The 19280-nt window shown below is 67.2% G+C and carries 15 protein-coding genes; 4 read left to right on the forward strand and 11 right to left on the reverse strand.

Going from position 1 to position 19280, the window contains the following annotated elements; translation table 11 throughout:
• Positions 1-18: 18 nt before the first annotated feature.
• The 4 genes from panB (at position 19) to der (ending at position 5070) form a co-directional block, all read left to right on the forward strand.
• Positions 19-846 carry a 3-methyl-2-oxobutanoate hydroxymethyltransferase gene (panB, locus tag CVUC_RS14515; RefSeq protein WP_012640297.1) on the forward strand — a complete coding sequence of 276 codons (828 nt, stop codon included), beginning with the start codon at positions 19-21 and terminating at the stop codon, positions 844-846.
• Positions 847-998: 152 nt separating this feature from the next.
• On the forward strand, positions 999-1751 hold the full coding sequence (locus tag CVUC_RS14520) for a tetratricopeptide repeat protein (protein ID WP_096033235.1): 753 nt from the start codon (positions 999-1001) through the stop codon (positions 1749-1751).
• Positions 1748-3178 carry a PQQ-like beta-propeller repeat protein gene (locus tag CVUC_RS14525; RefSeq protein ID WP_096033236.1) on the forward strand — a complete coding sequence of 477 codons (1431 nt, stop codon included), beginning with the start codon at positions 1748-1750 and terminating at the stop codon, positions 3176-3178. The genes CVUC_RS14520 and CVUC_RS14525 overlap by 4 nt, the downstream gene beginning before the upstream one ends.
• A gap of 125 nt (positions 3179-3303) precedes the next feature.
• Positions 3304-5070, forward strand: a complete 1767-nt coding sequence (der, locus tag CVUC_RS14530) for a ribosome biogenesis GTPase Der (RefSeq protein WP_096033237.1) — start codon at positions 3304-3306, stop codon at positions 5068-5070.
• 78 nt (positions 5071-5148) lie between these two features.
• Here the strand turns inward: der and CVUC_RS14535 are convergent, their stop codons facing one another.
• The 11 genes from CVUC_RS14535 to CVUC_RS14585 all read right to left on the reverse strand — a co-directional run bounded on the left by CVUC_RS14535 (position 5149) and on the right by CVUC_RS14585 (position 19091).
• Complete coding sequence (locus tag CVUC_RS14535) at positions 5149-6654, reverse strand: methyl-accepting chemotaxis protein (protein ID WP_096033238.1); 1506 nt, start codon at positions 6652-6654, stop codon at positions 5149-5151.
• 185 nt (positions 6655-6839) lie between these two features.
• A complete protein-coding gene (locus tag CVUC_RS14540) occupies positions 6840-7595 on the reverse strand; it encodes an SDR family NAD(P)-dependent oxidoreductase (RefSeq protein WP_010919529.1) in 756 nt (251 codons plus the stop codon).
• Positions 7596-7643: 48 nt separating this feature from the next.
• Entirely contained in the window at positions 7644-8630 is a 987-nt protein-coding gene (locus CVUC_RS14545) for a bile acid:sodium symporter family protein (RefSeq protein ID WP_096033239.1), read from the reverse strand.
• 46 nt (positions 8631-8676) lie between these two features.
• Positions 8677-10179, reverse strand: a complete 1503-nt coding sequence (gene purF / locus CVUC_RS14550; protein ID WP_010919531.1) for an amidophosphoribosyltransferase — start codon at positions 10177-10179, stop codon at positions 8677-8679.
• Positions 10176-10793, reverse strand: coding sequence for a CvpA family protein (locus CVUC_RS14555; protein ID WP_010919532.1), 618 nt, complete (start codon positions 10791-10793; stop codon positions 10176-10178). The genes purF and CVUC_RS14555 overlap by 4 nt, the downstream gene beginning before the upstream one ends.
• Entirely contained in the window at positions 10790-12172 is a 1383-nt protein-coding gene (gene radA, locus CVUC_RS14560; RefSeq protein ID WP_096033240.1) for a DNA repair protein RadA, read from the reverse strand. Before radA ends, CVUC_RS14555 begins: the two co-directional genes overlap by 4 nt.
• 73 nt (positions 12173-12245) lie before the next feature.
• Complete coding sequence (gene alr, locus CVUC_RS14565; protein WP_096033241.1) at positions 12246-13340, reverse strand: alanine racemase; 1095 nt, start codon at positions 13338-13340, stop codon at positions 12246-12248.
• Between the two features lie 39 nt (positions 13341-13379).
• On the reverse strand, positions 13380-14066 hold the full coding sequence (locus tag CVUC_RS14570; protein WP_096033242.1) for a MarC family protein: 687 nt from the start codon (positions 14064-14066) through the stop codon (positions 13380-13382).
• Between the two features lie 463 nt (positions 14067-14529).
• A complete protein-coding gene (locus tag CVUC_RS14575; protein WP_125469927.1) occupies positions 14530-14853 on the reverse strand; it encodes a hypothetical protein in 324 nt (107 codons plus the stop codon).
• Positions 14854-14928: 75 nt separating this feature from the next.
• A complete protein-coding gene (locus tag CVUC_RS14580; protein WP_010919538.1) occupies positions 14929-16452 on the reverse strand; it encodes a replicative DNA helicase in 1524 nt (507 codons plus the stop codon).
• A 209-nt stretch (positions 16453-16661) separates the two neighbouring features.
• Positions 16662-19091 (reverse strand): TonB-dependent receptor plug domain-containing protein, encoded by a 2430-nt coding sequence (locus tag CVUC_RS14585; RefSeq protein WP_096033244.1) that lies wholly within the window; start codon positions 19089-19091, stop codon positions 16662-16664.
• Positions 19092-19280: the final 189 nt, after the last annotated feature.

Here is a 19280-nt window from a genome sequence, read left to right on the forward strand (position 1 = left end):
TCTTAGGGAGGGTTCGCCCTGTCCGCCCATCGTGAAGAGACGGTCCGCCGTCTGGCCGCCCCTGACATCGCCGCTCGCAAGGGCGGCGTGCCCATTGTCTGTCTGACCGCCTACACCGCGCCTGTCGCGGCGGCGCTCGACGACGCCTGTGACGTGCTGCTGGTCGGGGACTCGGTGGGCATGGTCGTGCATGGCCTGCCCAACACCGTCGGCGTGACCATGGAGATGATGATCCTGCACGGTCAGGCCGTGATGCGGGGCTCCAAGAAGGCCATGGTCGTCGTCGACATGCCGTTCGGCTCCTACGAGGCCTCGCACGAGGAGGCCTACGCCAACGCCGTGCGGATCATGAAGGAGACGGGCGCCCAGGCGGTGAAGGTCGAGAGCGGCCCGACCGTACCCGAGACGATCGCCTACCTGACCCGCCGCGGCGTGCCGGTGATGGGCCACGTCGGCCTTCGCCCGCAAGCGGTGCTGCTGGAAGGCGGCTTCAAGGCCAAGGGCAAGGATGATGCGGGCCGCGCCAAGGTGCTGGAGGAGGCGCGTCTGACCGCCGAGGCCGGCGCTTTCGCCATCGTCGTGGAAGGTGTCGCCGAAAGCCTGGCGCGCGAGGTGACCGAGTCGGTCTCCGTGCCGACCATCGGCATCGGCGCCTCGGCCGGTTGCGATGGCCAGGTGCTGGTCGTCGACGACATGCTGGGCCTGTTCGACTGGACGCCCAAGTTCGTGCGTCGCTACGCCGACCTGAAGGGCGAGATCGAGCGGGCGGCCGCGCAATACGCCAGCGACGTGCGTGATCGCAGCTTCCCGGGGCCGGCGGAAACCTACTACGCCAAGAAGCCGTAAAACGGCGCGTTGCGACCGCGCGCGGCACGCTATAGGTTCGCCGCCTCAGCGGACGGCCCTTCGTCCGCCACAATCTGTCCTAAACCCGACGGTGTTTCTCGCATGAGCGGGAAGCGCCCAAGGGCCAGCGCCTGTTTTCGGAGCCTCGTTTCGTGGTCGATGTTTTTGACGAAGTCGAAGAACAGCTTCGGGCGGAGCGTTACCGCACGCTAGCCAAGAAGTCGCTGCCCTGGGTGGCGGCGGTGACGGCGGCGGCGGTGATCGGCGTGGGCGGCTACTGGGGTTGGACCAGCTATCAGACCGGCCTGACCGACAAGGCCTCGCAGGCCTATCAAGCCGCACTGCAGACCGCGCAGACTCAAGGGCCGACCAAGGCGTTCGCCGGCTTCAAGGCTGTCGCTGACACCAACGCCAAGGGCTACAAGTCCCTGGCCCTGATGCAGATGGGCGCCATCCGCCTTGAGGAGAAAAAGACCCAGGAGGCCGTCGGCTATTTCGACGAGGCCGCCAAGGTCGCTCCCAGCCCGATGATCGGTGATCTGGCCCGCCTCAAATCCGCCTTCGCCTTGATGGACACCGCTTCCTACAAGGACATCGAGACGAGGTTGACGCCTTTGGCGGGGGAAAAGAGCCCATATCGCGTGTACGCCAAGGAAGCCCTGGCCTTCGCCAAGCTGCAGGCCGGTGATCTGGCCGGCGCGCGCTCGGAGTTCGTGATCCTGGCCAACTCGCTGGACGCCAACACATCCGAAGCCATTCGCCAGCGCGCCCAGGCGGCGATGCAACTGATCGACTCCGGCTCGGCCAAGGATCTGGCCGCGGCGGTCAAGGCCGCGGCGACGCTGCCGTCCGCGCCGCCTATGATGCAAATGCCGCCCGCCGTCGCCCCGAACGCCGCCCAATGAGCCTCAAGATGAACTCCAAGCGTTCCGTCGCGCTGGTCGCGCTGATGACGGCGGCCGTGACGGTCAGCGGTTGCTCGACCGTTTCCAAGCTCAACCCCTTCGACAAGAGCGACGAGAACAAGAGCACGGCCAGCCAAGGTCAGCGGATTTCGATCATCGCCTTTGACCAGAAGGTCGAGGCCAGCGAGTCGCTGAAGGGCGCCGACTTCTTCCTGCCCGATCCCGTCGTGCAGACCGAATGGCGTCTGCCGGGTGGCAATCCGGAACAGTCGATCGAGCATGTTGATGCGGGCAAGGCCTTCCAGATCGCCTGGAAGAAGGGCTTCGGCAAGAAGGGCGGGGCCAAGTTCCACGTCACCGCGCCGCCGGTCGCTTCGGGTGACCGCATCTTTGTGATGGACGGTGAAGCCGACGTGGTCGCGATGGACGCGCGCACCGGCGACACGATCTGGCGCAAGGACCTGCGTCCGGCCGCCGGCCCGACGACGAAGGGCGGCTTCCTGGGGCTGATCCCCAAGAAGAATGACCGCCTGGGCTTTGGCGGCGGCGTCGCTCTGGGCCCCGACAACAAGCTCTACGTGGCTTCGGGCTTCCGCTTCGTCGCCCAGATCGACGCGGCGACCGGCGCGATGGGCTGGACCCAACCGACCTCCACGCCGATCCATGCTGCGCCGACGGTTGTCGATGGCCGGGTTTTCGTCGTCTCGACCGACAACGAACTCCTGACGTTCGCGTCGGAGAACGGGGTGCCAGGCTGGACCTATCAGGCGCTCAGCGAACCTGCGCGCATCCTCGCCGCCTCGACGCCGGCCGTCAGCGGCGACACGGTGGTTTCCGGCTTCGCGTCGGGGGAACTGGTCGCCCTGCGCGCCGCTAACGGCAACGACCTGTGGAACGAAGCGCTGAGCCGCGCCAGCCGCACCAACGCGCTGTCGGAGATCCGCGACATCCCGGGCCGCCCGGTGATCTACAAGGGCGACGTTTTCGCCGTCAGCCACTCGGGCGTCTTCGCCGCCACCGACCTGCGCTCGGGCCAGGCGCGCTGGAGCCTGCCCGTCACCGCGATCACCACGCCATGGGCGGCGGGCGACGTCGTCTACGTCGTGGACAAGTCCGGCCAGGTGATCTGCGTGTCGCGCGAAAGCGGCTCGGTCTACTGGATCCAGGATCTGAACGACTCGGCCAACCTCTCGAAGAAGCAGAAGAAGAAGCGGGCCAAGAAGCCGCGTCTGTGGTCGACCCCGATCCTGGCCAATGGCCGCCTGATCACGGTGTCCAGCGAGGGTGAGGCCGTCGCCCTGAACGCCAAGACCGGCGCCAAGGAAAAGACCCTGAAGATCGGTTCGCCGGTCCTGCTGAACCCGATCGCCGTGGGTGACATGATCTATCTCGTCACCGACGACGCCGAGCTGATCGCTATCCGCTAAGCTTCCGGTCCCGCGCGGGACCTGAGGCCCAAACCCTTGAAGCCCGGGTCGGCGCAAGCCGGCCCGGGCCTTCGCTTTTTCGGCTCCCTTTTGCGATAGGGGCGAAAATCGACTACTGGACGCCTATGCCTTTGAAACTCGCCATCGTCGGCCGGCCCAATGTGGGCAAGTCCACGCTGTTCAACCGCCTCGCCGGCAAGAAGCTGGCGATCGTCGACGACCAGCCGGGCGTCACGCGCGACCGCCGTTACGCCTCCGGCAGCCTGGGGGATCTTGAGCTCGAGCTCATCGATACCGCCGGCTTCGAGGATGTCGACGACTCCAGCCTCGAGGCGCGGATGCGCGCCCAGACCGAGGCCGCGATCGAAGAGGCGGACGTCTCGCTCTTCGTCTTCGACAGCCGCGAGGGCGTCACCGCGCTCGACGAGGTGTTCGCCGCCATCCTGCGCAAGCGCGACAAGCCCGTCATCGTCGCGGCCAACAAGGCCGAGGGTAAGGCGGGCGAGGCCGGCGCCGGCGAAGCCTTCCGTCTGGGCCTGGGCGAGCCGATCCCGATCTCGGGTGAGCACGGCGAGGGCATGGCTGAGCTCTATGCCGCTCTGCTGGCCTTCGAGCCTCAAGTCGAGGCCGGCGACGACGAGGACGACGACAGCAAGCCGATCCGCATCGCCATCATCGGCCGCCCCAACGCGGGCAAGTCGACGCTGGTGAACCGCCTCTTGGGCGAAGATCGCCTGCTGACCGGTCCCGAAGCGGGCATCACCCGCGATTCCATCTCGGTCGACTGGGAATGGGACGGCCGCAAGATCCGCCTGGTCGACACGGCCGGCCTGCGCCGCAAGGCCAAGGTCCAGGACAAGCTGGAGAAGCTGTCGACCGCCGACACCATCCGCGCCATCACCTTCGCCGAGGTGGTGCTGTTGGTCATGGACGCCACCCATCCGTTCGAGATCCAGGACCTGCAGATCGCCGACCTGGCGGAGCGGGAAGGGCGGGCCGTGGTGTTCGTGCTGGCCAAGTGGGACCTGATCGAGGACCAGGCCGCGCACCTTACCGCCTTCCGCGAGCACGCCGAGCGCATGTTGCCCCAGCTGCGCGGCGCGCCGGTCGTGGCGCTCTCGGGCGAGACCGGCAAGGGCATCGGCCACCTGATGCCGGCGGTGATCAAGACGCATCGTGACTGGTCGACCAAGGTCAAGACCCGCGACCTGAACGACTGGCTGCAAATGGCCATGCAGCGTCACCCGCCGCCTGCGGTCAGTGGTCGTCGCGTGAAGCCCAAGTACATGGCCCAGACCAAGGCCCGTCCGCCGACGTTCGTGCTGTTTTCCAGCCGCGCCGACCAGATGCCCGATCACTATCGGCGCTACCTGATCAACAGCCTGCGCGAGAGTTTCGATCTGCCCGGCGTGCCGCTGCGGATCACGATCAAGTCGGGCGCGAACCCCTACGCCGATGGCGAGGCCAAGGGGCACAGCGGCCGTGGCAAGCGCGAGTTCGAGCGCCGGGAGCGGGAAGAAGAGCGCATCCGCGCCTCGCGCAACACGGTCAAGAAGTCCAAGCGCCTGGCCGCTGAAGCCGCCGCCAAGGCGGCGGAGGCTGCTGGCTTGCCGGATCCGGGTAAGGCGGCGGTGAAGCCCGTGAAGAAAAAGGGCCCCGCCGTCGCAAAGGCTGCTCCGAGCGAGGCCGCCGGTGTGTCGGAACCCGGCAAGGCGGCGGTCAAGTCCGTGAAGGCCAAGGGGCCGCGCGCCCAGAAGAAGGTCGCCACGACGCCCAGCTACAAGGTCGGGACCAAGACGGCCGGCGGCAAGGCCGCCGCGCCGCGCCGTCCGGCTGCGGGTTCGCGCACGGTTCGTGGGAACACCGGGCCCGGTCGCCCTAAAGGGCGCTAAGCAGAGCCGAAAATGGCCGCCGCTTTGTCAGCGGCGGCCATCTAGAACCCGTTACTGCGGGTTCGTCCCCCCACGGGATCAGAATTCTTCCCAATCGCTGGACGGCGCGACCGCAACGGCGGCGGAGCCGGGGCGCGCGGAAGCCTGGATTCGGGCGCGCGGCGCGGCCATGGCGGGCTCGGGGCGCGGCGCTGCGGCTTGCGGGCGTTGGGCGACATAGCTCGCGCCCGTCTGGAACCGCGAGACCTGCCGCGCCAGATCCTGGGCCTCGCCGCGCAGCTGGGCCGCCGACGTCGTGGCCTGTTCGACCATCGCGGCGTTCTGCTGGGTGACCTGGTCCATCTGGTTGACGGCGGAGTTGACCTCGTTCAGGCCCGTCGCCTGCTCCTGGGCGGACTCGGCGATCTCGCGGATGAGGGTGTCGATCTCGCCGACCTTGGCCACGATGGCGGTCAGCGCCTGGCCCGTGTCGCCGACAAGGCGAACCCCGCGCTCGACCTGGGCGGTGCTGCTGGCGATCAGTTGCTTGATCTCCTTGGCCGCCTCGGCGGAGCGTTGAGCCAGAGCGCGGACCTCCTGAGCGACGACCGCGAAGCCCCGGCCGGCTTCACCGGCGCGGGCGGCTTCGACGCCGGCGTTCAGGGCCAGAAGGTTGGTCTGGAACGCGATCTCGTCGATGACGCCGATGATCTGGGTGATCTGGCCCGAGGACTTCTCGATCTCGCCCATGGCGGAGACCGCCTCGCGGACGACCTCGCCGGAGCGGTCGGCCTCGCGACTGGCCGAGGAAGCGGCGGCCGAGGCCTGCTTGGCGCCATCGGCGCTGCGCTTGACGGTCGCAGTGATCTCGTCGAGCGCGGCGGCGGTCTCTTCCAGGCTGGCGGCCTGTTGTTCGGTACGCTTGGAGAGGTCGTTGGAGGCGCTGGCGATCTCGACCGCGCCGCTCTCCATGCCGCCGGCGGCCTCGGCGATCGCGCCCATGGCGTCTTTGAGGCTGTCGACGGCCGCGTTGAAGTCCGCCTTCAGCCGATCGTGGCGCGCGTCGAAATGCGCGTCGATCCGGACGGTGAGGTCGCCTTGGGCCAGTCTCTGGAGGCTGTTGGCGAGGGCTGAGACGATCTCGTCCTGCTCCTGCCGCATGGCGTCCCGCTCGCGTTCGCTTTCAAGCCGCTCGGTCTCGGCGGCGGTGACGTCAGCCGCGAACTTGATGACCTTGGCCAGCTTGCCGTGCCGGTCGAACACGGGATTGTACGTGGCCTGGATCCAGATCTCACGGCCGCCCTTACCGACGCGCTTGTATTTTCCCGTCAGGAACTCACCGGCCTTTAGGCGTTGCCAGAAGTCGCGATACTCCGCACCGGCGGCGAAGGCCGGATCGACGAACAGGCTGTGGTGGCGCCCCTGGATCTCGCCCAAGCCGTAACCGACAGCGCGCAGGAAGTTGTCGTTTGCCGTGATGATCGACCCGTCGAGATTGAACTCAATCACAGCCTGGGAACGCTGAATGGCGGCGACAATGCCTTCAAGTTCGCAAATACGATTGGCTTGGTCGCCTGTGTCGCGGCCAATAGAGAACAGAGCCATTCGAGGTCCCGGTGGGTTGCTTGGACTATCAAGCATCACAACTGGCCGCGCATGGTTAACGGGCCGCTAATGCTCCCGTTTGGGGCGACCTATCGCCGAACGCGGTTCTAAAATCGCCATCCAGAGTGGAAGTCTGACAGCGTCAGACAACCCTTGCGTCCATGAAGGCGGCGCCGCCGAATCGGTCAGGCGTCGATCGACGCTGATTCCTGGCCGCGTTCCTTGAAGCGAACCACACCCTTGGCCGCCTCGCGATCAGTGCGCAGCAGATCGACCATGAACGGCGCGATGGTCTCTGGTGCGGGGACCGTCGCGGGGTTTTCGCCCGGGAAAGCGGCGGAGCGCATCTTGGTCCGCATGGCGCCAGGGTCGACGCAGAAGGCGCGAACAGTCGTGTTCTCCATCTCGTCGGCATAGACGTCGACGAGGGCCTCCAGGGCGGCCTTGGTCGCGGCGTAGGCGCCCCAGAAGGCGGGACGGCTCTTGGCGACGCTGCTGGAGAAGAACACCGCCCGGCCGGCGTCCGACGCGCGCAGCAGCGGATCCATGCTGCGGATCAGGCGCCAGTTGGCCGTCAGGTTGGTGGACAGGATCATGTCCCAGCCCTTGGGCTCCAGATGGCTGACGGGCGTCAGGGGGCCCAGCACGCCGGCGGCGCCGACCAGGATGTCGAGCTTGCCCCAGCGCTTGTGAATGGCCGCGCCGAGGTGATCCAGGCCATCGGCCTCACGCAGGTCCAGCGGTACGAGCGTGGCGCGCTCGCCCGTCGCCTGCAGGATCGCATCGTCCAGCGCTTCCAGAGCGCCTTGCGTCCGCCCCACGGCGATCACGTGCGCGCCGGCCTTGGCCAGGCCCAGGGCGACGGCTTCGCCGATGCCGCGCGTGGCGCCGGTGACAAGAGCGATGCGGCCGGCCAGCGGCTTGGAGGAGTCGGAGGTCATGGGCGCGTTCTAGAGCAGGGAAGCGGAAACGAAAACCGGCGGAAGCCCTTAAGCCTCTAGGATTTCTGACGGCCGCTTGGCGTAATGCTGGGCGATCACCGAGCAGGCCATCAGCTGGATCTGATGAAAGATCATCAGCGGCAACACGATGACCCCCGCGGTCGGGCCGGGGAACAGGATGCCGGCCATCGGCACGCCCGTCGCCATGCTCTTCTTGGAGCCGCAGAACATGATGGTGATCTCGTCCTCCTTCGAGAAGCCGAGCGCGCGCGCGCCATAGGTCGTGGCGGCCAGCACGATCGCCAGCAGAACGCAGCAGGCCAGCAGCAACGCGATCATCTCCACGGCCGAGACCTTGGCCCAGATGCCGCCGACGACCGCCTCGCTGAAGGCGGCGTAGACCACCAGAAGGATCGAGCCGCGATCGACATAGCCGACCAGTTGCTTGTGCTTCTCGACCCATTGGGCGACCAGCGGCCGGGCCAGCTGGCCGACAATGAAGGGCAGCAGCAGTTGGACGATGATGTCCTTGATCGACTCCCAGCCCCCGGCTGCGCCGCTCTCGGTATGCATCAGGACGCTGACCAGCACCGGCGTGATGAAGATGCCGAACAGGTTGGAGGCCGAGGCCGCGCAGACCGCCGCGGCGACATTGCCGCGAGCGATCGAGGTGAAGGCGATCGACGACTGCACCGTCGACGGCAGGCAGCACAGGAACAGCATGCCCGCCGCCAGGGTCGAGGACAGAACGCCCAGCTTGCTGGCCACAAGGCCCAGCACCGGGAACATCACGAAGGTGAAGGCCAGGATCGTCAGGTGCAGGCGCCAGTGCGTGACGCCCGCCACCACAGCCTCGCGCGACAGCTTGGCGCCGTGCAGAAAGAATAGCAGGGCGATCGCCAGCTTGACGATGACCGACAGGCCTTCCGCCGCCGCGCCGCGGACAGGCAGAACCGAGGCCAGCACGACCATGCCGAACAGGGCGATGACGTAGGGCTCGATTTTCAGCTTATCGAGCAGGCTCTTGAAACCCATGGACAAAATCCTCGTCCCGCCCAGTCTTGGCGGGACGAGGGATATGTCACGCGCTGACCAGCAGCGAAAGCTGCTTGTCGTTGGTTTCGTTGCGACCCTCGGCGATCTCGCGGTCCGTCAGGCGGGTCGGATAGTCGCCGGTGAAGTAGTGATCGGTGAACTGCGGGGTCGCCGGGTCGCGCTGACCCGCTTCCAGGGCGTCGTAGAGACCGTCCACGGACAGGAAGCCCAGCGAGTCGACCTCCAGGAACCGGGCCATCTCTTCCAGCGACTTGTTGGCCGCCAGCAGCTGCTCACGCTCGGGCATGTCGATGCCGTAGAAGTCGGGCCACTTGATCGGCGGGCTGGCCGAGCGGAGGTGGACCTCCTTGGCGCCGGCTTCGCGAACCATGCGGACGATCTTCAGCGAGGTAGTGCCGCGCACGATCGAGTCGTCGATCAGGACGACGCGCTTGCCGGCCAGGACCGCGCGATTGGGGCTGTGCTTCATGCGCACGCCCAGTTCGCGCACGCCCTGGGTGGGCTGGATGAAGGTGCGGCCCACATAGTGGTTGCGGATGATGCCCATCTCGAACGGCAGGCCGCTCTGCTGGGCGTAGCCGAGGGCGGCCGGCACGCCGCTGTCGGGCACGGGCACCACGACATCGGCCTCGACGCCGGTTTCCTTGGCCAGGTTCATGCCCATGCGCTTGCGCACGCCATAGACCGAGCGACCGTTCACGACGCTGTCGGGACGGGCGAAATAGACATACTCGAACACGCAAGGACGCGCCGGAGCGGTCTGGAAGGGCTTGGTCGAGGTGATGCCGGTCTCTTCGATCACCACCATCTCGCCGTGCTCGATGTCGCGGACGAAGCGCGCGCCGATCATGTCGAGCGCGCAGGTCTCAGACGCCAGCACCGGCTTGCCGTCCAGATCACCCAGCACCAGCGGCCGGATGCCCAGCGGGTCGCGCACGCCGATCATCTTCTTGTTGGTGATCGCCACCAGGGCGTAGCCGCCCTCGATCTGGCTGATCGCATCGACGAAGCGATCGACGATCTTGGCCTTCCGCGAGCGCGCGATCAGGTGAAGGATCGCTTCGGAGTCCGAGGTCGACTGGAAGATCGCGCCTTCCTGCACCAGGCGCTCGCGCAGGGTCAGGAAGTTGGTCAGGTTGCCGTTGTGGGCGATCGCCACGCCGCCGGTTTCGAGATCGGCGAACATCGGCTGGACGTTGCGGATGAAGCTGCCGCCGGCCGTCGAATAGCGCGTGTGGCCGATGGCCATGTTGCCCGGCAGGCGCTGGACGAGGTCGGCGCCGGTGAAGGCGTCGCCGACATGGCCCATGTGCCGCTCGGTGTGGAAGCGATTGCCGTCGAAGGCGGCGATGCCGCAGGCCTCCTGGCCGCGGTGCTGCAAAGCGTGGAGGCCCAGCGCGGCGATGGCGGCGGCGTCACGCACGCCGAACACGCCGAACACGCCGCATTCCAGACGCAGGCTGTCGTCCTCCGGGTCCCGCCAGGGGCTCGAGGAATAGCGGTCAGTCGACTGGCCCAGGAAGGTCATCGCGATTTCTCCACCAGGTCGTCGAGGTTCCGACGCTGGTTCTCATCATAGCCTTTTCCCGACGATTCCTCGCCGGACGTATTGTCGCCGCCGTCCTTGACGGCGTCCTTGATCGCCGGAGCGATCTTGCCGGCCAGGGCCTTGCCCTTGGGGGCGAAGACTTTCAGCACGGTGCCGCTGACTTCCGACAGCGGATAGAAAATCGAGTCCTCCACCCAGCGCGGCATGCGATCCGGGGGCGTCGCCAGATGCAGAAGAAGATTGAACACGCCCAGGATCACCAGGGCGCGTATCAGGCCGAAGCCGGCGCCGACCGCCTGGTCGAGAACGCCGGCTGAGGTGTCGTGCAGGCTGGCGGTGATCCGCCCGCCGATCAGACGCACGATCAGGAAAACGATAACGAAGACGACCAGGATCGCCGTGGCGGTCGCCGCCCAGTCGGGGTCCATCATCTCGCGGAAGAGCGGGCCGGTGACGCGCAGGCCAAACAGGGCGATGGCGGCGGCGAAGATGAAGGACAGCGCCGAGGTCAGCTCGCGCGAGGCGCCGCGCACCCAGCCCGTGACGCCTGAGATCAGGAGCAGCAGGCCGGCGATGATGTCGAACGGGGTCACGTCAGGCTGGTCCAGATTTCGTCGCCGATCCGGCGGACGGCGTCCGTCAACCGCGCCACGCCCGCCACGGGCAGGGCGCCGCCGCCTTCCGGCAGGCCGGCGAGCGGGCCGAGCGCGCGGTCAAACCCCAGTTTCGCGGCTTCCTTCAAACGGGTCTCCATCCGACTGACCGGGCGGACTTCGCCCGACAGGCTGAGTTCGCCGAACACGACGCAGTCCTGGGGCAGGGCGACGTCCAGGGCGGAAGAGGCCAGGGCCGCCGCCGCCGCGAGATCCGCCGCCGGTTCGGTAATGCGCAGGCCGCCGGCGACGTTCAGATAGACGTCCTTGTCGCCAAAACCAAGGCCGCATCGGGCCTCGAGCACGGCGAGCACCATGGCGAGGCGTCCAGAGTCCCAGCCGACGACGGCGCGGCGCGGCGTTCCATAGGCCGAAGGCGCGACCAGAGCCTGGAATTCCACGAGCACGGGGCGCGAGCCCTCGATGCCGGCGAACACCGCCGCGCCGGCGGCGCGCTCGCCGCCCTCGTTGAGAAACAGGGCCGAGGGGTTCTTGACCTCGCGCAGGCCCACATCGCCCATCTCGAACACGCCGATCTCGTCGGTCGCGCCAAAGCGGTTCTTGGCGCCGCGCAGGATCCGGAACGGATAGCCGCGCTCGCCCTCGAACGACAGCACAGCGTCCACGAGGTGCTCGACGACGCGCGGGCCGGCGATCTGGCCGTCCTTGGTGACGTGGCCGACCAGGAGGATCGCAACGCCCTTCTTCTTGGCCAGGCGCACCAGCTCGGTGGCGCAGGCGCGGACCTGGGTGACGGTGCCGGGACCGGCCTCGTGGGCGTCGCTCCACAGCGTCTGGATCGAGTCGATAACCACGAGGTCGAAGTTGTCGCGCTTGAGGCCATCGAGGATGTCACGCAGCGCGGTTTCGGCGGCCAGGCTGACATTGGCCTTGGCCAGACCCATGCGGTCGGCGCGGCCCCGGATCTGCTCCACGGCCTCTTCGCCGGAGATATAGGCGCAGGAGACGCCGCGCGCGGCGGCGCTGGCGCAGACCTGCAGCAGCAGGGTGGACTTGCCCACGCCCGGATCGCCGCCGATCAGCAGCGCTGAACCCGGCACCACGCCGCCGCCGCACACACGGTCGAACTCGTCGACGCCGGTCAGGATGCGGGGCGGGGGCGCGGTCTCGCTTTCCAGGCCCGTGAACTGCAGGCCGCGCACGCGGGTGGCCTTGGTCGCCGACAGGGCTCCCGGCGGCTTGGCGCTGACCTCCTCGACCAGGGTGTTCCAGCTTTGGCAGGCCGAGCACTGTCCCGACCACTTGGTCTGGACCGCGCCACAGGACTGGCAGGCGTAAACGGCGCCGTCGCGGGCCATGGGGTCTCCTGATTCTCGGATGCGGGGAGACTACAGGGTGAGACCCGCCTGCGCCAAAGGCGGACGCACGGGGCTAGCGTGCCGCGCCGATGTATCGGCGAACCCCGCGCAGCGTCAGTCGGGTCAGGCGCTCATAGGCCGAGGTCCCGGCGGCGTCGGCGGCGTCGTCCACGGGAAGGTTGGCGCCGAACAGCTCGACCATCGCGCCGGGACGGGCCGCATCGCAGTCGGTGACGTCCACCGCGATCAGGTCCATCGACACGCGGCCCAGCATCGGCCGCCGCGCGCCGTCGAACCACACCTCGCCGCGCGGGAAGGCGGCGCGCGGGACGCCGTCGGCATAACCCGCGGCGATGATGGCGACGCGGGTGTTGTCGCTGGCGGTCCATCCGGCGCCGTAGCCGATGCTCTCACCGCGCGGCACCACGCGGACCTGCAGGATCGGCGCCTCGACGGTCGCGACCGCCCGGATCTCGGGGTGGGGACGGCCTTCGGGGCCACCGCCGTAGAGGCTGACGCCGGGGCGGGTCTGGTCGAACCTATAGGCTTCGCCCAGGAACAGGCCGCCGGAATTGGCCAGGCTGCGCCGGACGCCCGGCAACAAGGCGGCGGCCTCCTGGAAACGCGCCAGCTGGGTGGCGTTCAGCGGATGCTCGGGGGTGTCGGCGCAGGCCAGGTGACTGACGACCAGCTCCACATCCAAGCGCTTGAGCCGGTCGAAGGACCCGACCAGCACCTTCAGCTCCTCGGGGCGCAGGCCAAGGCGGTTCATGCCGGTGTCGATGTGCAGGGCCGCCCGCAGCCGACCCGAACGCGCCTGCACGTTCCAGGCCTCGACCTGCGGCAGGCTGTTGAGCACGGGGACCAGCTGCGCGCCTTCCAGCGCCTCGCCCGATCCCGGCGTCGCGCCGTCCAGCACATAGATCGTGGCCTCGCGGTCACCGAGCGACCGGCGCAGGGCCACGCCCTCAGCCAACCGGGCAACGTAGAAGCTGCGCGCGCCTTCCGCCCACAGGCGATCGGCCACGGGCGCGGCGCCGAGGCCATAGGCGTCGGCCTTGACCGCCGGCGCCACCTCGGCGTCACCGGCGCGCGCGCGCAAGGCGGCGTAGTTATGCGCCAGGGCGTCGAGATCGATGGTGATGCGGGTGTCTTGGGCGTCGGTCACGGCTTGGGCCTAGCCGACGCGGCGCGTGGGTTCAACGGCTTAACCCGGGTGCGCGAGCAGGAACTTGGCCACCAGGTTCTCAACGCCCGAGGCGATGATCTGCACGCCGATGCACAGCAGCAGGAACGCCACCAGTCGCGACAGCACCCGCGCGCCCGACGGGCCCAGCAGGCGCGTGACCTGTCCCGAGGCGCTGTAGCAGAGCCAGACCAGCACAGCGACCAGGGCGGCTGCGAGGCTGGCGCCGATGAAGAACGGCGCCACGGCGTCGCCTTCTGTCGGTCGCTGAGAGGAAAGGGCGATGGCCACCGAGATCGAACCCGGACCGGTGGTGAAGGGCATGGTCAGCGGGAAGAAGGCCACGTCGTGGTGGCTCTGGGCCGACTCGGTCTGGTTGGCCTTGCGGTCCTCGTTCTGCTCGGGGTCCATCAGGAGGCCCCAGGCCCGGATCGCCACGACGAGGCCGCCCGCGACCCGCAGCGCGCCGATGCTCACGCCGAAGAAGTTCAGGATATAGCCGCCCAGCAGCAGCGAGCCCAGCAGCACCAGGAAGGCGTAGAAGCCGATGGCGCGCGCCAGCTTCAGGCGTTCGGGCCGCGAGCGACCGCCCATCGCCTGATCGAAGATCAGCGCCGCCCCGACCGGATTGACGATCGAGAACAGCGCCGGGAACGCCAATAGAAAGGCGCCGATCAGGCTGGAGGTGGGCAGGGGGCTGAAGTCCATGTGACTCGTCGGGGCTTGGAGAGCCTCAACCGTGGCCCGAGGCAGTCGGGCGCGTCAAACCCTTCGGGCTGATGTTTCCGGGTCCTGTTGTTCGCTGGCGGGAAGCTGTCGCGGGTTTGGACGGCTTTCGACCCTGGCCAGACGTCAAAACGGTCTGCTTGCGACCTAAAGCTATGGCGTTATCCTTGATGCATGCCATTTGCCGTCACTATTGAATTTTCGGACCATGCTTCCGAATATCAGAAACGAATAATTCTATCGTTTTTCAACGCTGTTTCCGGTGCCGTAGAAGTCATTGGGAAGCCCACCTACACGTTTGTGGTCTCTCGCCAATCGAAGATCGAGAGAACACAGGACGCACTCTCAGAATGGGAGATGAAGGGGCTCATTCGCTGGAAGCCCCGTGAAGAGGAATGATGGCACTCGGCCGATCCACCTTAGGCTTGGAGTCCGCCATCCACCCTTAGCCGACGGTCGGTGGTTCTGCTTCAGAGCTGGTTGATGGCTTCTTGCTGGTCTGTGCTTCAGAAAGTAGGTGAAGCGCTACGCCGCCGACGATCACCCAGCCGAAAACGAATGCTGCTGGCGGGATGTGCCGATCAAGGCCTGGGGCTATGGTCCGAGCGGCTGAGTACAGAAAGAAGATAAAGAACGCGATGAAGCGGGCGACCATCACGATTTTGGTCTCAGGCGAGTGCCTTTTTACCAGGTTGGCGAACAGTGTTCCCAGAAGCTGTAGCAGAGCGGCCAAGACCATCGCGATCGCCACCGCGTAAAGCCACTGCATTACAGTCATGTGCACCCCCGGTGATCGGCAGCCAATCTAACAGGCCAACGTACGCAAACCACCCAAAGCCGCCGCCTATTCGTCCGACGGGATGTTCCGCGCCTGGGCGAAGTAGTGGTCGCGGGCCAGGTTGCCAAAGCGGGTGGTGTCGCTGTTGAACGACAGGCGCACGGTGCCGATGGGGCCGTGACGTTGCTTGGCGATGATCACTTCGGCAAGGCCCTGGAGCCGGTCCATCTCTTCCTGCCAGGTCAGGTGCTCGGGCGTGCCTTCGCGCGGCTCGGCGCGGCCCACATAATAGGCCTCGCGGTACACGAACCAGACCATGTCGGCGTCCTGTTCGATCGAGCCCGATTCCCGAAGGTCGGAGAGCTGGGGACGCTTGTCGTCACGCTGTTCGACCTGACGCGACAGCTGCGACAGGGCGATGACCGGGACACTGAGCTCCTTGGCCAGGGCCTTCAGGCCCATGGTGATCTGCGAGACTTCCTGCACGCGGTTGGCGTTAGCGCCGAGGTCCGAGCCCGTCACCAGCTGCAGGTAGTCGACCACGATCAGATCGAGACCCACCTGGCGCTTCAGGCGGCGGGCCCGGGCGGTCAGCTTGGCGATCGAGATACCACCGGTGGCGTCGATATAGAGCGGCGCGTTCTGCAGCTCCATGGCCGCGTCGCGTACCCGGCCGAACTCGCTGGCGTCGATCTCGCCCTTACGCAGGCGGTCGCCCGAGACGCCCGAGGCGTCGGCCAGCATACGCAGGGCCAACTGCTCGGCGCTCATTTCCAGCGAGTAGAAGGCCACGACCCCGCCCTGGACGGTCTTTTTCGTGCCGTCGGGCTGGATCTCGTAGGCATACTTCTTGGCGATGTTGAAGGCGATGTTGGTCGCCAGGGCCGTCTTACCCATCGAGGGGCGTCCGGCCAGGATGATCAAGTCGGACGGGTGCAGACCGCCGATCTTCTGATCGAGGTCCATCAGGTCGGTCGAGACGCCCGACATGCCGCCGTCGCGGCTATAGGCCTCGGCGGTCATCTCGACCGCGCCGCGCAGGGCGTCGCCGAAGGACACGAAGCCCGAAGAGGCCGCGCCGCTTTCGGCCAGGCTGTAGAGGCTCTGTTCCGCCGCCTCGATCTGATCGCGGGCGTTACGCTTTTCGTCGTTGCCGCCTTGCGCCGCCGTGGCGATGTCGCCGCCGATGCGGATCAGTTCGCGACGCAGCGACAGGTCGAAGATCACGCGGGCGTAGTCGCCGACATTGGCCGCTGGCGGCGCGCGGTCGACGAGGTCGGCCAGATAGCGCAGACCGCCCAGCTCCTCGAAGGCGGGGTCCTTCTTGAACTCGTCGGCCAGCAGGATCGGCTCGGCCAGCTGGCCCTTGCGGACGTGGGTCTCGATCGCCTGGAACAGACGCTGGTGGAAGGGCTCGTAGAAGCAGCGGGCCTGCAGATTGTCGCTCAGGCGCTCATAGGCGGCGTTGTCATACAGCAGGACGCCCAGCAGCGCTTGTTCGGCTTCCATGTTGTGCGGCGCCACGTTGATCGTGGGCTCGGGAAGACCGGGAAGAACGAGGTCGAGCGCAGGGACGAGAGACATCGGCACAGGTTAACGCGACGCGCTTTGCGACGCGCGGGCCAGTTGGCCCGGCGCCCCAAGATGAACGGGGATGTTCTGTGTATGTTTTGGCTGGCTCCAAGCGCAAGGCGCGGCGGTCGGCGGGGCGTCCGCTTCTGACGTTGGGACTAAAAGAACGGGCGCGGAGATCGCTCTCCGCGCCCGCCTCTAAGCTCGGTCGGAAGGCCCTGGATGGCCTACCAGCTGACGCTGATCCGGCCGTAGAAGAAGCGGCCGTTGAAGCCGAACGGCGAGAAGCCGGTGAAGGCCGTCGCGTTCGTCGTGTTGACGTTGGCCGGCGTGCGGTTGGGGTACTCGTCGAACAGGTTGTTGGCGCCGATCGCCAGATTAAGCCGCTCGTTGATAGCGTAGCGGCCTTCCAGATCGACGACAGCCTTCGAACCCGTACGAACGTCGAAGGCGCCGGTCGGGTCGTTGTTGGGCGACAGGACCGAGCCGTAGAAGGTGGTCTTCAGCGTCGCGCCCCAGGCTTCGCGGCTCCAGTCGCCGGCCAGGGTGATCTTCCGCTTGGGCGTGCCTTCCTCGAAGGTCAGCACGTTGGCGCGGTTGAACAGGCTGGGCGGAACCGGCAGCGACGAGAGGGTGTTGGTCGTCGGCAGCTTGGTGACGTCGGTCTTGTTGAAGTTGGCCGCCGCCGTCAGGTCGAACCGGCCGGCCTGGTCGTCGTCGATCCGGTAGCGCGCCACCACGTCGACGCCCTTGGTCTGGGTGTCGACGCCGTTGAGGAAGAAGCGCGCCGCCGTCACGTTGAACGGGGCCAGCAGGTTGTAGATCGCCACCGCCGTGGCCGAGCCGGTGGCCGAGCCCTGGATGTTCTCCGAAAGCACGATCCGGTTGTCGATCTTGATCTGGTAGGCGTCGACGGTCAGCTCGAACGGACCGCGTTGGAAGACGACGCCGGCCGACAGGTTGTCCGACTTCTCGGCTTCCAGAGGCTTGGCGCCCAGCACCTTGGCCACGGCGCTGGTGGCGGGGAAGGTGCCGACCTCCACCGGCGTGGAGACGCCGTTGATGATGATGAAGTTGGTCGAGGTGGTGGTGAAGAACTGTTGCTGCAGCGCCGGCGCACGGAAGCCTGTCGAGACCGCGCCGCGAATGGCGAAGCCCTCGGTCAGTTCGTAGCGCGCGGCCAGCTTGCCGGTCGTCGTCGAGCCGAAGTCCGAATAGTCCTCGTAGCGAACGGCGGCCGAGGCGGTGAAGCGCTCGGTCAGGCGCGATTCCAGGTCGAGATAGAGACCGATATTGTCGCGGTCCCGCGACAGCACGTTCGACGGCTGGAAGCCTGGGAAGCCCTGCGCGCCCGCCGCGGCCGTGGTGATCGGACCCCGGTTATACGAGGTCGGCTCGCCGGCGCGGATCGAATAGCCTTCCCAGCGCGCTTCAGCGCCGAAGGCGACGTTCAGCGGCTCATAGGCGCCGATATCCACGCCGCGCGACACGTCCAGGCCGACCACTGTCTGGTCGTAGGTCATGCCGCCGGACTTGAAGCTCGTCTGGCTGGCTGCGCCATAGGAGGCGTTGGCCGAGCTTTCGGTGCGGTAGTCGATCTTGTTCTTGCCGTAGACGACGTTCAGGTCGACCTTGAAGCTCGCCAGATCGCCCTTCAGGCCGAAGGCGGCCGTCGAGTCTTCGATGTCGGTCGCGATGATCGGCAGGTAGCCGTTCGGATAGATCGAGGCGACCGGCGTCTGGCGCGCGTCGCCGACGATGCGCGGGAAGGCCGCGCTGCCGCCTTCGCGCGTCTGGTAGCCGGCCCAGCCATAGGCTTCCCAGCCCGAACCGACCGGCAGGCCGGCGTTCAGATAGACGGTCTTGTCCTTCACCTCGGCGTCGCCGTAGCGCGAGGTCACCCTGGCCGGCGTGACGCGAACATCGATGTCGCCGCGGCTGGTGGGGTTGCGGTCCCGATACTCGGCCGAGACGGTCAGGAAGCCGTCGGCGCCCAGCGGCAGGCCCTGCCAGGCCTGGAGGGTGACGGTTTCGCCATCGCGCTCGCGGCGGCCGTCGGTGTTGCGTGCGGTTTCAACCAGGGTGTTGTAGCCGCCATAGGTGATGGTCGCGCCGCCGCCCGAGCGCGCTTCGCGCAGGCGCAGGTTGATGACGCCGGCGATGGCGTCAGAGCCATATTGCGCGGAGGCGCCGTCGCGCAGCACTTCGACGCGGTCGAGCGCGATGGTCGGGATGGCGTTCAGGTCGACAGCGGCCGAGCCGCGTCCGATCGAACCGTTCACATTGACCAGGGCCGAGGAATGACGCCGGGCGCCGTTGACCAGCACCAAGGTCTGATCAGGGGCGAGGCCTCGCAGGGTGGCCGGGCGGATGTGGTCGGTGCCGTCGGTGATGGCCGGGCGCGGGAAGTTGATCGAGGGCGCCAGCGTCGACAGCGACTGCGCCAGTTCGGTGGTGCCGGTGCGGGTCAGCGCCTTTTCACTGACCACGTCGACGGGGGCCAAGGTGTCCAGTCGCGATCGACCCGCCGTGCGGGTGCCGGTAATGACGAGTTCGTCGACGGACGTCTGATCGGTGTCCGTGGCGCTCTGGGCGTTGGCCATGGTCGCGACGCTGGCCAGCGAGGCTGCAGCGAGTAGGAAGGTCTTGTAGCGCATCGATTACCCCTCTCGTGATCAAGCGCTTGGCGGCGGGGCCGTCGGCGCTGGCGGGGTCTAGTCGCCCCGCATCGAGAACATGGGTCGTTCATAATTTAGACACAAGGCGCCCAGCATCGAAGCGTTCTCATAACGGGCGCAGAAAAAAACGGCGCGGATTGCTCCGCGCCGCCTTTCGTAACAAAGCTC

It is taken from the genome of Caulobacter vibrioides (assembly GCF_002858865.1).
In the GTDB taxonomy this organism is placed as follows: Bacteria; Pseudomonadota; Alphaproteobacteria; order Caulobacterales; family Caulobacteraceae; genus Caulobacter; species Caulobacter vibrioides.

Excerpts from the sequence above, each read along its gene's own strand:
- CVUC_RS14545 (WP_096033239.1), bottom strand. The coding sequence starts at position 8,630 with ATGGGTTTCAAGAGCCTGCTCGATAAGCTGAAAATCGAGCCCTACGTC.
- der (WP_096033237.1), top strand. The coding sequence starts at position 3,304 with ATGCCTTTGAAACTCGCCATCGTCGGCCGGCCCAATGTGGGCAAGTCC.
- purF (WP_010919531.1), bottom strand. The coding sequence starts at position 10,179 with ATGACCTTCCTGGGCCAGTCGACTGACCGCTATTCCTCGAGCCCCTGG.
- CVUC_RS14535 (WP_096033238.1), bottom strand. The coding sequence starts at position 6,654 with ATGGCTCTGTTCTCTATTGGCCGCGACACAGGCGACCAAGCCAATCGT.
- CVUC_RS14575 (WP_125469927.1), bottom strand. The coding sequence starts at position 14,853 with ATGCAGTGGCTTTACGCGGTGGCGATCGCGATGGTCTTGGCCGCTCTG.
- CVUC_RS14570 (WP_096033242.1), bottom strand. The coding sequence starts at position 14,066 with ATGGACTTCAGCCCCCTGCCCACCTCCAGCCTGATCGGCGCCTTTCTA.
- CVUC_RS14525 (WP_096033236.1), top strand. The coding sequence starts at position 1,748 with ATGAGCCTCAAGATGAACTCCAAGCGTTCCGTCGCGCTGGTCGCGCTG.
- CVUC_RS14540 (WP_010919529.1), bottom strand. The coding sequence starts at position 7,595 with ATGACCTCCGACTCCTCCAAGCCGCTGGCCGGCCGCATCGCTCTTGTC.
- radA (WP_096033240.1), bottom strand. The coding sequence starts at position 12,172 with ATGGCCCGCGACGGCGCCGTTTACGCCTGCCAGTCCTGTGGCGCGGTC.
- CVUC_RS14585 (WP_096033244.1), bottom strand. The coding sequence starts at position 19,091 with ATGCGCTACAAGACCTTCCTACTCGCTGCAGCCTCGCTGGCCAGCGTC.